Origin of the sequence: Psychrobacter sp. Ps2 (assembly GCF_022129405.1) — a bacterium.
Taxonomy (GTDB): domain Bacteria; phylum Pseudomonadota; class Gammaproteobacteria; order Pseudomonadales; family Moraxellaceae; genus Psychrobacter.
Genome location: NZ_JADQAM010000035.1, coordinates 15,806 through 28,861, shown reverse-complemented (window position 1 = coordinate 28,861; position 13,056 = coordinate 15,806). Strand labels below are relative to the sequence as shown.

Below are 13,056 nucleotides of genomic sequence, written 5' to 3'. Positions count from 1 at the left end.
AGCCACAATGACGGCCAGTTTAGCAAATTTCAATAGCTGACATACTCTATATATACCGTATCAGCTTACCGACGCTAGCATATAATCAACAGCCGCTTTGACTTGTGCTTCGCTGACACCGTTTACCGCTTGCGCTGGCATTTTATTAAAGCCTTTAGCCGAGTGCATGTACAGCGTCTCTTTGTCTTTGGTTAGACGAGCTGTCCAAGCCGCTGTATCACCATACTTTGGCGCATCGAGCAAACCTGCAGCATGACAAACCTGACAATTTGATTCATACAGTTTGGCACCTGCATCTGCTGCCAACACTTCAGGCTCAGAATCAGTTTCAGGTGTTGCTACTGCGTCATCTACTATGTCGGCAGACTCTGTTGCTGCTTCTGATTCTGGATCAACCACAGACTCAGGCGTCGTGCCTTCGGTTTCTGCTACAGCTGTCTCTTCTATAGCGGTAACAGGCTCATTGGCTGCTGTAGACTCTTCAGTGGCTGTGTTATCACCGCTACAAGCACTCACTGCAAATACCACACTCATGCCGATTACAGACAATTTCAGCTTGTTCATATACGGTTGTATATCAATCATGGTTTTACCCTTACTTAGTCAGTCTGCAATCAATTAGTGATGCGTTATATCAGCTTAAAGTACTTACATATACGACCAACGACTGTTTAATAGTCCATTGAGCTAATAGTCAATTAACCACTAAATTACTCAGCAGTGGCTGCAGCTGTGTCGTCAGTAGCCGCCATATCAGCGCTGTCAGTAGAAGCAGCGGCTGTATCCGTACTATCGGTAGCTGCTGCTTCTGTAGTATCAGCGTCAGCCGTTCCTGCTTCAGCAGTAGCTGTACCGTCAGCTTCTGTACCCGCTGTATCAGCTGCTGGCATTGGTGCTGTCTCTGGGAATTCCATTTCTTCAGCTGGTGGCGCATTTTTGATGGCAAGTTCAGCAGCTTCGTCAACGCGATCGATTGCCATTACTTCTTCATGCTCTTCGCCGCCACTACAAGCGCTCACGCTCACACCTAAAGCTACGATAAGTGCGGTGCTTAATGCCGTGTTAAATACTGTTTTTTTCATTCCAACATCCTCAATAAAATACACACAAAACGGTTTATAGCCTTACTAGGGTCTATTGAACTTTCAAATGTGGTGCTGGCAGTCACTATTTTTTAGACAATATGCAGTGAAATTGTTGAAGCCTAGTCATTCTAGGTTAAATTATTTCGCCATATATTGACAAAAAAGAGTACTGCCCTAAAAGGCTGATGCTAAAATTACCCCAACCGTCGTTGAAAACCTAGCTAAGGTCTCGACATTATCGTCGGTTTTTGCCTAGTTTGGTGCCATTTTAGCCATCAGCAGCCCTAATATTTGAATGTTCAATAGACCCTATAATATGGGAATTATCATAGCATAAACTCCCACTAAACCGTTATAGACGGTAGGGATTTTTTATTGATAAAGCGTTGTATATATGTCGAATTCATAGTTTGAGAGCCAAATTCAAATAGCTATCTAATTGAACAATCTATCGGCAATAAATGCTTAAAATCATTGACTTTGTTGGTATTTTTTATTAAAATACCTGCCCTTACGCTAATGCGTGAGAATTGTCCTAGTTTGAGCTGATGCCTGTAATCTTGAGATATTACGGCTAAATACTAATACACAGCCAAACTAATGCCCTTATATCTCATCCTAATCGAGGAGTCTTCATGCCTGCAGTTAAGGTTAAAGAAAACGAACCAGTTGATATCGCTATCCGTCGTTTCAAACGTGCTTGTGAAAAAGCTGGTGTATTATCAGACGTACGTAAGCGTGAGTTTTATGAAAAGCCAACGCAAGTACGTAAGCGTAAAAAAGCTGCTGCCGTAAAGCGTTATAAGAAGAAGTTACAACGCGAAACTATTCGTACCACTCGTATGTACTAATCAGTAATCTGATTAGCTAGGTACAAGCGCTACACTAACGCCACTGTTATCAATCGATATCAGTGGCGTTTTTTATGCTACAATTTTTGTTATTACTGCTGACATAATTTTTTATTAAAACCACTATCAGCAGGTTTTGTTCTAAAATTTAACAAACGACCTCTAACGAATAGCATTTAACAGATCGATAAGGATAATAGCAGTGAGCCAACTTAAACAGACGTTATCAGATAATATCAAAGTTTCAATGAAAGCTCGTGAGCTTGAGCGCGTCAAAGTACTGCGCAACGTACAGTCAGTAGTGAAACAAATCGAGATTGACCGTCAGACAGAACTTGATGATGCGCAAGTATTAGAAGTTTTGCAAAAACAGCTAAAGCAGCGCCAAGAGTCACTAACTATTTTTACAGAAAATGGCCGTGATGACTTAGCCACCAAAGAGCAGTTTGAGATTGATATTATCAACGAGTTTATGCCGCAGCAAATGAATCAAGACGAGATCATGGCATTGGTAAATGCTGAAATCGCTGAGCAAGGTGCTACGTCTATGCGCGATATGGGCAGCGTCATGGGTGTCTTAAAGAACAAAACAGCTGGCCGTGCTGATCCTGCTTTGATTTCTAAAATGGTTAAAGACGCGTTACAAGGCTAGCATTTGCTATTGATTGGCAGGCTAATCTGTACAAATAACCGCCTAAGGCTTAAAGTCTTTGGCGGTTATTATTGCTTTGAGTTCTGCATTAATATTAGCCAATAACGGACGCGCACTAGTAGATTGTTCCGTAGTTTGCAGATTTTCCGTCAACTGTTTGGCCTGTGTCAAAGAGGTCAGCGCACTCTCATAACGCCCATTCCATAGCTGATCATAACTGCGATAGCGCAATGCATTAATCGTCGCGATATTGGCTAACTGTGGTGATGTGGTGGTCTTAGCAAGTTTTTCATTGGCAAGTTGCAAGCTTTGCCATGCGTAACGGTCGCTTGGCTGCTGTTCTGTTAGTGGCTTCAACAACGCTTGGGCTTTTATCGGTTGATTACTGTTAGTCAGTGCTTCGGCCAGATAAAGACGTAAATCACGGCGCTCAGGATATAGGCGCTGCTGGCTCTCTAAGACATCTACGGTTTGTTGCCACTTACCTTGTTCACTCAATAACTGACTGTGCGTAATCGACAATAGAGGCTCTAAATTTTGACGCTGTGTGCTTGATAACGCATTTATCTCGGCCAATACCTTATTAGCATCTGTAAAGCGCTGCTGATCTCCATACCAATGCATTAGCGCAAGTTTGGCCCCAAGACTGTTTTTGGCGGCCGTTGTCAACGTCACTTCAGAAGCATGTTTACCAGTCACTTGCACACGCCAATACAACAAATCAAACAATGCTTGATGGCGCTGCTGCTGGCTCAATGAGAGCGCTGGATACTGCTGAGCGCGACTTTGTGACTCGCTCAACCGCTCATTACTCAGAGGATGTGAGCGTACAAAGCTCGGTAAGAATTGATTCTCAACTTGATTTAACTGACTCTGCTGATTCATCGTGGCAAAGAACCGTGGCATCGCCCGAGGATCATAACCTGCTTGGGTCATAATCTGCATCCCTACTCGGTCAGCCTCACGCTCGTTACTACGGCTAAACGCCATACTGCTATTCATAGAGGCTGTCTGACTGCCCATCATCACAGCCGCAGCGGCATCACCATCGACAGCTGAAGCAGCAATCGCGGCTAGCATACCGCCTAGCTGCATCAGCAAGGCTTTTTTACGTTCGTCAGCGCTATGCTCGTAGTGCCGTTGACTGATATGCGCAACTTCATGCGCGACGACGCTTGCCAGCTCATCCATGCTACTAGCTGACAGGATCGTCCCAGTGTTGATACCGATTACGCCGCCAGGCGCTGCAAAGGCATTAATACTAGGGTTATCGATGATAACGACGCCAAGTGGTGCTTGCTGACGAGCTTGGGCATTGAGACGCCACGTCATGTCTTTTATCGTTTCTTGTACCCAAGGATCATGTTCCATTCTGACGCGGCCATTGATATTCTGTAATGACCACTCGCCAAGCATTTTATTCTGATATTGCTCAGCAAAGCTTAAGCCTTGTCCGCGCAGGTTTGGTAGATCTAGCGTTTGCGGATCTGTGACTTGCCACGAGCTATCAGCAAATGGCAACATTTGACTCTCACGACTATGTGCACCACTAGCCATGGCTAGTAGCATCATTGACAGCCCTACCTTGATACTATTTGGCAAAGCTACACTCATAAAATGACGTTTATCTTTTTGCTTAGACAACATAATTGGTAAGCCTACGGAGCTTTTGGCTACTAAAGAGTTATTGCTGTCGGGTCGCTTCGTTCTATTAGCATGGTACAAGTGCATATCCTATAACATAATTGACGACGTCTTTTCGACTATACGAGCTTGTTTATCCAAGGTCAATTCTACAATGAACTTAACTACCAATAACTTAGCCACCCGTCACGATTGCGCAACATGGCTGTGTAATTATTCATTAGGCTGTTATTTATGCAGTAAGTCTCAATCGTATAACACTTAATCGGGCAATTGCTAATCGTGCAACTCTTGGTTATATGATTCTAGTGAACCGAACACAGCGTTGATTATATTCAACTGCAACTATACATTGTCTATTTGGTATAATAAGCAACAATGATAGTAGGTTTAGATGACTGTAATGGCTGTTATGACGACCTCATAATTTATGATTGATGGATTATGTTCGTACTCAATATCAAAGCCTATCGCTGATAAAACGAATTAAAATATAGACTTCTACAAGGTTTAAGTTATGCCCGCTGCTAGTGAATTAGTCATCGAACGTGTATCGCATTCTATACAGTTATCAGCGAATTTAACTGATGCACAGCAGAACGACATTGCAAGTTTATTAGAGCTGCTACCGACTGAAAGTCATAACTCAGATAATATAGCTACATCGCAATCTGAACTAAATATAAAAGGTTTCGTTGATGGACGCGGTCTTGCATGCCCGATGCCATTGTTAAAAACTAAGGTCGCATTACGTGACGTAACAGTTGGCGAATCACTGTACGTGGTTGCAACCGACCCTAACTCGCAAGCTGATATCACAGCGTTTTGTCGACAAAGTCAGCAATCACAGACGGCAGATTACTTAAAGCTAGTGGTCAATGAAGTTACTGACCATTCGTCAGTTGATGGCACATCATTACAGCGTTTCGCTACAATATATCACTTCATCATTACCAAAACTGATAGCAACTAAGCGCTGCTATCCTTTACAATTAAATCATAAAGATTTTTATCTGACTATTTGCTTAACTATTTAACCAAGGTCAAGAATATGGCTAATACTTCTACTGATGCTGTAAATACAAATAAAAAAGATGGCTCAGCTCCTATAAAAAATGATGCACGCGATGCTGCATTAAAGGCCGCTGCTCAGCGACCACCCTATGACGCGAGTACATTGGGCAACACCAGTACGCGTGACTTGGTACCAGCTATGCCAACTCACCTGTCAGCGCCAGGGGTCAACTTGGGAGCGTATATCAATACTGTCCATCAGATCCCTATTTTGACGCCGGTACAAGAGCAAGAGCTGGCGCATCGCTATTATGATGAAGGTGATGTCGAAGCCGCTCGTCTACTGGTAATGTCGCATTTACGTTTTGTAATTCATATCGCGCGTAGCTACTCGGGCTATGGATTGCCGCAAGCAGATTTAATCCAAGAAGGTAACTTAGGATTGATGAAAGCAGTCAAACGTTTTGACCCGAATAAAGGCGTACGTCTGGTGTCCTTTGCCGTACATTGGATCAAAGCTGAAATTCATGAGTTTGTGATTCGCAACTGGCGTATTGTGAAAGTTGCGACCACCAAGGCTCATCGTAAACTGTTCTTTAACTTACGTAGCCTTAAGAAGACCAATAATCAGCTGACACTAGAAGAAGCGGACGCTATCGCTAATGACTTAAATGTTACGCGCAAGCAAGTGTTAGAGATGGAGTCACGTCTAACCTCTTATGACGCTTCGTTTGAAGCGCAGTCAAGCGACGATGATGATGGTCGCTACGCCCCTCAGCTATTTTTGGAAGATGGTATTGATCCAGCTGAGCAGTTAGAGGAAGCGGATTGGGAAGAGAACAACTCATCAGCACTCATCGCTGCGATGGGCACTTTAGATGATCGTTCGCGTGATATCGTCGAACAGCGTTGGTTATCTGAGCAAAAATCCACCTTGCATGAGTTAGCAGCAGTTTACTCTATCTCAGCTGAGCGAGTGCGTCAGATCGAGAAAAATGCTATGGACAAAATCCGTGATGCGATGACCATTGATAGTGTGATTTTGCCAGATGATATTCAGTAGCCTTAAGATGATACGAGCTGTTCAATGATAAATTGGATCGGTATTGCCGCAATTAATATGGCTATTGCTGTTGCTCTGGGCGCATTTGGTGCGCATGGTCTAGAAGGTCATGTCAGCATACAGCAGCTCGAGTGGTGGCATACGGCAACGCTGTATTTGTTCGTACATGCGCTAGGATTATTGCTTGTTGGCTTACTGATTCGTTTAAAATATATTACTCAGACGACCGCTTGGTTACTACAAATTGGTATTATCATTTTTGCTGGTAGTTTGTATGCCATGACGCTTGGTGCACCGCGCTGGTTCGGTGCGATTACGCCTATTGGTGGCGTTCTCATGATTGCAGGTTGGCTATGGTTGGCCGTTTCTGCCTTTCGATTAAAAGGTTCAGTTAACTGAGCTGTTTAATCGAATAGTTATTGTTATTTTTAGCTCTTCGCATCAGCTGCAACGAACTATCAGTAATAAAGCAAAAGATACGCAGTGAATAGCAGATAAACAGGAATTTTAAAATATTAGGGAGTATTTAATATGAGCACCATTAGTGTCAATGGTAAAAGCTTGCAAACCACTCATCAGACTGTACAACTGGTTATCAATGAGCTTGGTCTTAGCCAAGGTCGTTACGCTGTAGAAGTAGACGGCGAGCTGATGCCAAAGAGCGAGCTTGCTCAACTACGTATCGTAGAAGGTATGAATATCGAAGTAGTACAGGCCGTCGGCGGTGGTTAATAATGTTTAGACAGATAAGCTTGAGCTGACAGCTAGTTCATTTTCGTTCTAAGTTTACTAATGCTAAAAAAGACCTCAACGTATTACACGTTAGAGGTCTTTTTTTATGCCAATTACAAACTAGTGCAGTAGCTACTTATAAATTTTTTATTCTCTTAGTCTACTTTCACTAGCTTGTAACGATAGTGTTCAAAGTTTTAAACCCGAACTATGCTGCTGGTACTGCTTCTGCAGGGGTTAGATCCTGATAGCGACCATCGCGTCCTGCACCCTGAGTCTTTTTACGCTCTTGACGAGTTTTATACTTACGTACTTGTCTATCTAGCTTGTCTGCCATCTCGTTAATGGCTTTATACATATCATCTTCATACGCTTGGACAAACATTTCTTGACCCGAGACACGCATAATTGCTTCAGCTTTATGGCTCTTTTTACCGCCGTCGCTAGCACCGCTATTGTCTAACGATAAAATCACTTGAATACTTTGTATCTGATCGAAGTGACGCTCTACTTTTTCAAGCTTCTCGCGTACTGCTGTGTCCATAGCTTCGGTAACGCTGATATGATGACCACTGATAGAAACATTCATATTGTTGTCCTTTTATTTGTAACTTACAATCAACAGATGAGATAGCATTCTTGCTCTTATCATCCTGCCTTACCAATAACTACTCCAAAGCCTCTAGTAATGTGTCGACGTATCCTTTTATCGTCTCCTTTATTAGTTGTAAATAAATACTATAAATCGGCACTTGGTTTTCGTTGTTGGTATGACTCTAATTTGTCATGAAAATCGCTCAGTAGCAAGCCGTTAAATTGTAATTAAGTGTAACAATACCTATTATTTCTACTTGGTTTCTATATAATCAGAAAATTTTATTTTTTATATCTGTATTGCACTATACAGACAGGTAGCCATTAACCCTGTAGAAAGATGAGCTTAGATAATTAGTATTTCTGTTTGCGCTGAGTAGACGAGCCAATATTCATTGCTTCACGATATTTGGCGACGGTTCTTCTGGCTATATCGATACCATCTGCTAACAGCTCATCCTTGATACAACTGTCTGATAATGGTTTTTTAGGATTTTCGTCAGCGATGAGCTTTTTAATCATGGCACTGATAGCGGTCGATGAGATATCTCCATCAGCACTACTTACGTGAGAGGAGAAAAAGTGTTTCAAAGAGAACAACCCTTGTGGCGTCAAGATGGTTTTACTGGTGGTAAGGCGTGAGACCGTAGACTCATGCAAGTCAACTTCTTCAGCAATGGCCTTTAATATTAGGGGTTGCATGGCAGTTGCACCATGCTGCAGGAACTTTTGTTGATAGCGTACAATGCTGGTCGCTACTTTGAGTAGGTTTTGATTGCGCTCTTCGATACTACGAATAAACAGTCGAGCATCGGTAAGGTTTTCGCGCAGATATTGATTGTCAGGACTGTCATCGCCACGCTTGACTAAGTTGGCATATTCTTGGTTTACGCGTAGTTTTGGTAAGGTATCTGGATTAAGGCGTACATACCAGCCATCCTCTTCTACTTCAGAGTTACTTGTCGCCTTATTATTCCTAACAGGTGTGACCAACACATCTGGAATATCATAGCTCTCAGGCGACTGGGCATAGTCGGGTTGGCTAGATTGAAATAGCAGCCCTGGCGAAGCGTTTAAGGTACGTAGTAGCGTAAGCGCAGGTGTGATGTATTCTGGTGCAAGCCCTGTGCGTTCAGTCAGTGCTTTAATATTATTACTGACTAAATGCTCGCTCGCTGATAGCAGCGCTTTAGCTTCTTGTAGGTATTCGGTGTGGGCATCTAGTTTGGATAGCTGAATCGATAAGCACTCGCTTAAATGGCGTGCCCCCACGCCAACGGGATCACAGGACTGGATAATACGTAATACCGTCAAGACTTCTTCTTTCTCAACGCGCTCATCCCATTGATAGAAACTTGCCATCGTATCAAAGCTCTGTAGCAGCTCATCTATATCAATTCGAATAAAGCCCATATCATCCATGGAGTCTATTAAATATTCTGCAATCAGCGTATCGGCCTCTGATAGACGCTTAAAGTTCAGCTGCCAGCGCACATGATCTTGAATGGTGGACGATGTACCGCCTTGATAACTATCGAAATCTTCATCACCCCTACTATTGCCAGAGCCTGTTGCGGTAGAGGCATAGTTACCCGTGTCAAAGCTACCTATATCAAAGCTATCGGCATCTGAACTGCCGTAGCTATCTACATCTATTGCACTATCATCGATATTAGGCTGTTGAAGCTTATCCAAACTATCACTGAAGCTATCACTACTATCGCCACTGTACTCTGTACCGCTAGTAGGTACTGAGTCGAATGAGTCACTGCTACTCTGATTCCAGCTATCAAGCGTCAACGGCTCGCTCCACTCCTCTATTTCATCGTCACCACTGTCGTATTCGTCATCATTTTCGATACGTTCAAGTAATGGATTACTATCTAGCTTTGCCTGAACCTCTTGTGCAAGCTCAAGACTAGAGAGCTGCAGCAATTTTATAGCTTGCTGCATTTGCGGGGTTAGCTTTTGTGAGTTGCTCAGCGTGGTCGCCAATCCGAACGACATACTCATGGGCGGCTTATTGCACTCCGATCTTAGTGATATTGTGTTTATTCTGTCAGTAAAGGTAACGACATAAATCTTATCAGGACATGACGATAGCATTTTTTGTCACAATTTTGCTATGATAATTTATGTTTTGTCCGGATACGTTTGGTTTGCTATCGCTAGTAAACTATCATCTTGGCAAGGATGAGCAATCCATAAATACGAGCAGTCTGTTCATTACCGCAAAAATATTATAATAAATAAATTACGGCAAATGACCAATACAGCTCACACCCAATAGGAATATTGTCATGAATTCAAATAACCATCAACTTAACGTCGCTGCTATTCAAATGAACAGTCAGCAGAATGTTGAGGATAATCTAGCAGATATCAAAGCCGCTATCACAGACGCACAAGCTCAAGGTGCTGAGCTTGTTGTATTGCCTGAGAACTGCTGTAGTATGGGACAGCAATCTGCTACTGCTGAGCGTTTTGACGACTTATCAGCGACGATAGCAGATTACGCACGCACTGCTGGTATCCATGTACTAGCAGGCTCATTACCTTGCCATTATCGTCCTGATGGCACTGTCGTTCCTGATGATAGATTGCGCCAAGTGAGCCAGCTGTTTGCACCAGATGGCACCCGTGTCGCACGCTACGATAAGATTCATCTGTTTACTGCAACTGTGGCTGATAAGCATGGCAGCTATAACGAAGCGGCGACCTTTGAGCCGGGTACGCAGACCGTAATTGCGCCACTAGCAGTAGGCAATACAATCTACCAACTCGGCATGATGGTATGTTTTGATTTGCGCTTCCCAGCATTGGCGCAGCGCCTGCGACAAGCTGGTGCTGAACTATTGAGCGCACCTTCTGCCTTTACGTACTTGACTGGCCAAGCGCACTGGTCGCTGCTGTTACGAGCGCGTGCTCTAGATAGTCAATGTATGGTCATTGGCGCAGCGCAAGGTGGCGATCATCTCTACAAAGATGGTAGTACCCGTCAGACATGGGGACATGCAGCCATTACAGCGTTTGATAGTACTGTTATCGCAAGCTATGACGATAGCGAACTGGATAAACGGTATGCCATCGTCATGGCGTCATTAGACAAACAAGCGCAAGAGCAAGGTCGCCAAAAAATGCCTATTTTTGATTGCCACCGACTGGCATAAATTAGGAAATACAGTAGATTCCTTGCTTAATGACTAAGTAGGATTTTTATCATTTTGAGCATGAGTTGCTCGTGGATGGGCGCGGTCATAGACCTGTGTTAATTTTGCAAAGTCAACGTGGGTATAAATTTGCGTAGTACTAATATCACTATGCCCGAGCATCTCTTGTACAGCACGTAAGTCGCCACTGCCTGATAGCATGTGTGATGCAAAACAATGACGCAGTAGATGTGGATACATATTCTGTGCGATACCTGCACGGGTGGCAGCAACTTTTAAACGCTGCTGCACTGCCCGTGTTGATAATCTGGTCCCGAGCTTTTCACTGATAAATAATGCGTCATCCATCTGCTCTACCCATAGGTTACGATGCGGTAGGTAACGATTAATCGCTTCTGCAGCCTTTATCCCTAATGGCACTAGGCGTGTTTTATTCCCCTTACCCGTGACTCGTACCCGTAAGTCAGACAAATCTACATCTGCCATATCGAGTGCGACCAATTCCCCAACACGCAAGCCGCTACTGTAAAGCAATTCAAACATGGCCTTGTCACGCAACCATAAGCGCGCTTGCTCTGGCGTATCAGGAATCTCTTGATCGAGTAGCTGAGTCAGTAAATCGACATCAGCGATAGAAGGCAGCGGTCTAGGACTACGCTTAAGTTGATAGCCAGTGGTTGGGTTGATACGTGCTAGCTCTTCTTCAATCATCCAACCATAGAAATGTCGAATCGCAGACAACTCTTGCTGAACACTGGCAAGCGCTAACTTGTCTTCATCAAGACGTTGACTAATATGCTGGGCAAGTTGCCGTTTATCACAGCGTGTCCACATTAGACGCTTACCACGCAAAAACAACGCCAGTTGATTTAAACCAGCGAAATAAGCGGTCAGAGTATGCGGCGAATGGTTGCGCACAGACAACGTATTGAGCCAACGATGCACAGGTGCGAGTAGCTCTCGTAACGCAGCGTCTGACTCTATAGTGGCGGCTAGCTCAGTAGATAGCCAAGGTGCTGAGCTAGCCGCTTGAGTGTCTTTATTGGTAGACATAACCATATTAGAACCATCCTTGGTATTTATACGATTGGCCTAACAACAGTTATCAGCCTTCAGCATTGGGTTTAAGACCTGCTTGTGCCATCAGGCCATCTGGACTAAATACACCTTCATAGACGAAAGCAGTCGGACCCGTCATCGTAACCGAATAGCCTGGCTGCCACTTGATAATCATGCTGCCACCGTAGAGCTGCGCGCGAACTTCCTCACCTTCATCGAGCCAACCCTCACGTATACCAACGGCTACTGCTGCACACGCGCCCGTCCCACAAGCTTGCGTCTCGCCTACACCGCGCTCGTACACACGTAAACGAATATGGCGCTGATTCATCACTTGCATAAAGCCCACATTGACGCGGTCTGGAAAGGCAGGATGCGACTCAATTGCCTTGCCCAAAGTCTCAACTTCGGCATCGAGTACGTCATCGACTTTTATCACAGCGTGCGGGTTGCCCATATTGGCAACGTACAGCTGTACAGGCGTACCATTTACATCAAGGTGATAGGTGTTTTGGATTTTGGTGGTCGCTCTTGGGCTAAATGGAATCTCATCTGGCTCAAATTTAGGCTTGCCCATATCGACATCTACCCAACCGTAACGATCAGTAGTCAGGGAAATAATACCGCTGGCCGTCTCAACGCGTAGACGCTGCTTAAATGACAGTTTACGTGCCTGCACAAAACGCGCAAAACAACGCGCGCCATTGCCGCACTGTTCGACTTCGGTACCATCAGTATTAAAGATACGATAACTGAAATCAACATCAGGGCGCATGGGTGGCTCGACTACGAGCAATTGATCAAAACCAATGCCTAGGTGACGATCGCCCAATAACTGCACCAAATCCTTGGTCAAATCTAAGCGCTGGGTCACTAAATCAATGACCATGAAATCATTACCCAACCCATGCATTTTAGTAAACTCTATTAGCATATCTTTGATGTCCTATCCTATTTTTATGTATGCCTTATATTAGCACGCTGTCAGATACAATCATAATAATACCAATCCCAAAAAATACGATTAGCGGTGTCAAACTTGTTTAGTCTACAGTGAGTAATACTTGCACTCGTTTTCCTTGCTATTCTAATTTTTGTGAATGGTGTTGCCTTCAATTAAGAATCAGCTTTAATTAAAAAACACTTTCCTCAAAATCCAGTCATAAAAAAACCCATTGTCATTATCACAATG

14 protein-coding genes are annotated in these 13,056 nt (G+C 43.8%); 7 read left to right on the top strand and 7 right to left on the bottom strand.

Going from position 1 to position 13,056, the window contains the following annotated elements:
* Positions 1 to 60 precede the first annotated feature (60 nt).
* Both I3254_RS02945 and I3254_RS02940 read right to left on the bottom strand, forming a co-directional pair.
* The gene (locus I3254_RS02945; RefSeq protein ID WP_238051033.1) at positions 61 to 585 is read right to left on the bottom strand and encodes a c-type cytochrome; all 525 of its coding nucleotides are present in this window, start codon (positions 583 to 585) and stop codon (positions 61 to 63) included.
* A 125-nt stretch (positions 586 to 710) separates the two neighbouring features.
* Entirely contained in the window at positions 711 to 1,082 is a 372-nt protein-coding gene (locus tag I3254_RS02940; RefSeq protein ID WP_238051030.1) for a hypothetical protein, read from the bottom strand.
* 638 nt (positions 1,083 to 1,720) lie between these two features.
* Here I3254_RS02940 and rpsU point away from each other — a divergent pair.
* The gene (gene rpsU, locus I3254_RS02935; protein ID WP_010195908.1) at positions 1,721 to 1,936 is read left to right on the top strand and encodes a 30S ribosomal protein S21; all 216 of its coding nucleotides are present in this window, start codon (positions 1,721 to 1,723) and stop codon (positions 1,934 to 1,936) included.
* Between the two features lie 202 nt (positions 1,937 to 2,138).
* On the top strand, positions 2,139 to 2,588 hold the full coding sequence (locus I3254_RS02930; protein ID WP_057758141.1) for a GatB/YqeY domain-containing protein: 450 nt from the start codon (positions 2,139 to 2,141) through the stop codon (positions 2,586 to 2,588).
* Positions 2,589 to 2,630: 42 nt separating this feature from the next.
* Here the strand turns inward: I3254_RS02930 and I3254_RS02925 are convergent, their stop codons facing one another.
* Entirely contained in the window at positions 2,631 to 4,202 is a 1,572-nt protein-coding gene (locus I3254_RS02925; RefSeq protein ID WP_238051020.1) for a M48 family metalloprotease, read from the bottom strand.
* A gap of 547 nt (positions 4,203 to 4,749) precedes the next feature.
* On the opposite strand from I3254_RS02925, the gene I3254_RS02920 reads away from it, so the two are divergent.
* The 4 genes from I3254_RS02920 (at position 4,750) to thiS (ending at position 7,041) form a co-directional block, all read left to right on the top strand.
* Positions 4,750 to 5,205, top strand: a complete 456-nt coding sequence (locus I3254_RS02920; protein WP_238051018.1) for a sulfurtransferase TusA family protein — start codon at positions 4,750 to 4,752, stop codon at positions 5,203 to 5,205.
* A gap of 240 nt (positions 5,206 to 5,445) precedes the next feature.
* Positions 5,446 to 6,309 (top strand): RNA polymerase sigma factor RpoH, encoded by an 864-nt coding sequence (gene rpoH, locus I3254_RS02915; protein ID WP_197099889.1) that lies wholly within the window; start codon positions 5,446 to 5,448, stop codon positions 6,307 to 6,309.
* A gap of 24 nt (positions 6,310 to 6,333) precedes the next feature.
* On the top strand, positions 6,334 to 6,708 hold the full coding sequence (locus I3254_RS02910) for a DUF423 domain-containing protein (protein WP_102078037.1): 375 nt from the start codon (positions 6,334 to 6,336) through the stop codon (positions 6,706 to 6,708).
* Between the two features lie 132 nt (positions 6,709 to 6,840).
* A complete protein-coding gene (thiS, locus tag I3254_RS02905; protein ID WP_057758131.1) occupies positions 6,841 to 7,041 on the top strand; it encodes a sulfur carrier protein ThiS in 201 nt (66 codons plus the stop codon).
* A gap of 208 nt (positions 7,042 to 7,249) precedes the next feature.
* Here thiS and raiA read toward each other — a convergent pair whose 3' ends face one another.
* Positions 7,250 to 7,630: a ribosome-associated translation inhibitor RaiA gene (gene raiA, locus I3254_RS02900; RefSeq protein WP_102078036.1), complete on the bottom strand. Its 381-nt coding sequence runs from the start codon at positions 7,628 to 7,630 to the stop codon at positions 7,250 to 7,252.
* Positions 7,631 to 7,989: 359 nt separating this feature from the next.
* Positions 7,990 to 9,648, bottom strand: a complete 1,659-nt coding sequence (gene rpoN, locus I3254_RS02895; RefSeq protein WP_238051016.1) for an RNA polymerase factor sigma-54 — start codon at positions 9,646 to 9,648, stop codon at positions 7,990 to 7,992.
* A gap of 287 nt (positions 9,649 to 9,935) precedes the next feature.
* Between rpoN and I3254_RS02890 the strand changes: the two genes are divergently transcribed.
* Positions 9,936 to 10,805, top strand: coding sequence for a nitrilase-related carbon-nitrogen hydrolase (locus I3254_RS02890; RefSeq protein WP_238051014.1), 870 nt, complete (start codon positions 9,936 to 9,938; stop codon positions 10,803 to 10,805).
* A gap of 33 nt (positions 10,806 to 10,838) precedes the next feature.
* Here the strand turns inward: I3254_RS02890 and I3254_RS02885 are convergent, their stop codons facing one another.
* Both I3254_RS02885 and dapF read right to left on the bottom strand, forming a co-directional pair.
* The gene (locus tag I3254_RS02885) at positions 10,839 to 11,864 is read right to left on the bottom strand and encodes a tyrosine recombinase XerC (RefSeq protein WP_238051013.1); all 1,026 of its coding nucleotides are present in this window, start codon (positions 11,862 to 11,864) and stop codon (positions 10,839 to 10,841) included.
* A 46-nt stretch (positions 11,865 to 11,910) separates the two neighbouring features.
* Entirely contained in the window at positions 11,911 to 12,798 is an 888-nt protein-coding gene (gene dapF / locus I3254_RS02880) for a diaminopimelate epimerase (protein WP_057758121.1), read from the bottom strand.
* Positions 12,799 to 13,056 lie beyond the last annotated feature (258 nt).

Bases quoted from the DNA above. Each gene is read 5' to 3' on its own strand.
- dapF (WP_057758121.1), bottom strand. From the start codon at position 12,798: ATGCTAATAGAGTTTACTAAAATGCATGGGTTGGGTAATGATTTCATG.
- I3254_RS02925 (WP_238051020.1), bottom strand. From the start codon at position 4,202: ATGAGTGTAGCTTTGCCAAATAGTATCAAGGTAGGGCTGTCAATGATG.
- I3254_RS02945 (WP_238051033.1), bottom strand. From the start codon at position 585: ATGATTGATATACAACCGTATATGAACAAGCTGAAATTGTCTGTAATC.
- raiA (WP_102078036.1), bottom strand. From the start codon at position 7,630: ATGAATGTTTCTATCAGTGGTCATCATATCAGCGTTACCGAAGCTATG.
- I3254_RS02940 (WP_238051030.1), bottom strand. From the start codon at position 1,082: ATGAAAAAAACAGTATTTAACACGGCATTAAGCACCGCACTTATCGTA.
- I3254_RS02890 (WP_238051014.1), top strand. From the start codon at position 9,936: ATGAATTCAAATAACCATCAACTTAACGTCGCTGCTATTCAAATGAAC.
- rpsU (WP_010195908.1), top strand. From the start codon at position 1,721: ATGCCTGCAGTTAAGGTTAAAGAAAACGAACCAGTTGATATCGCTATC.
- rpoN (WP_238051016.1), bottom strand. From the start codon at position 9,648: ATGAGTATGTCGTTCGGATTGGCGACCACGCTGAGCAACTCACAAAAG.
- I3254_RS02885 (WP_238051013.1), bottom strand. From the start codon at position 11,864: ATGGTTATGTCTACCAATAAAGACACTCAAGCGGCTAGCTCAGCACCT.
- I3254_RS02920 (WP_238051018.1), top strand. From the start codon at position 4,750: ATGCCCGCTGCTAGTGAATTAGTCATCGAACGTGTATCGCATTCTATA.
- I3254_RS02910 (WP_102078037.1), top strand. From the start codon at position 6,334: ATGATAAATTGGATCGGTATTGCCGCAATTAATATGGCTATTGCTGTT.
- rpoH (WP_197099889.1), top strand. From the start codon at position 5,446: ATGCCAACTCACCTGTCAGCGCCAGGGGTCAACTTGGGAGCGTATATC.
- thiS (WP_057758131.1), top strand. From the start codon at position 6,841: ATGAGCACCATTAGTGTCAATGGTAAAAGCTTGCAAACCACTCATCAG.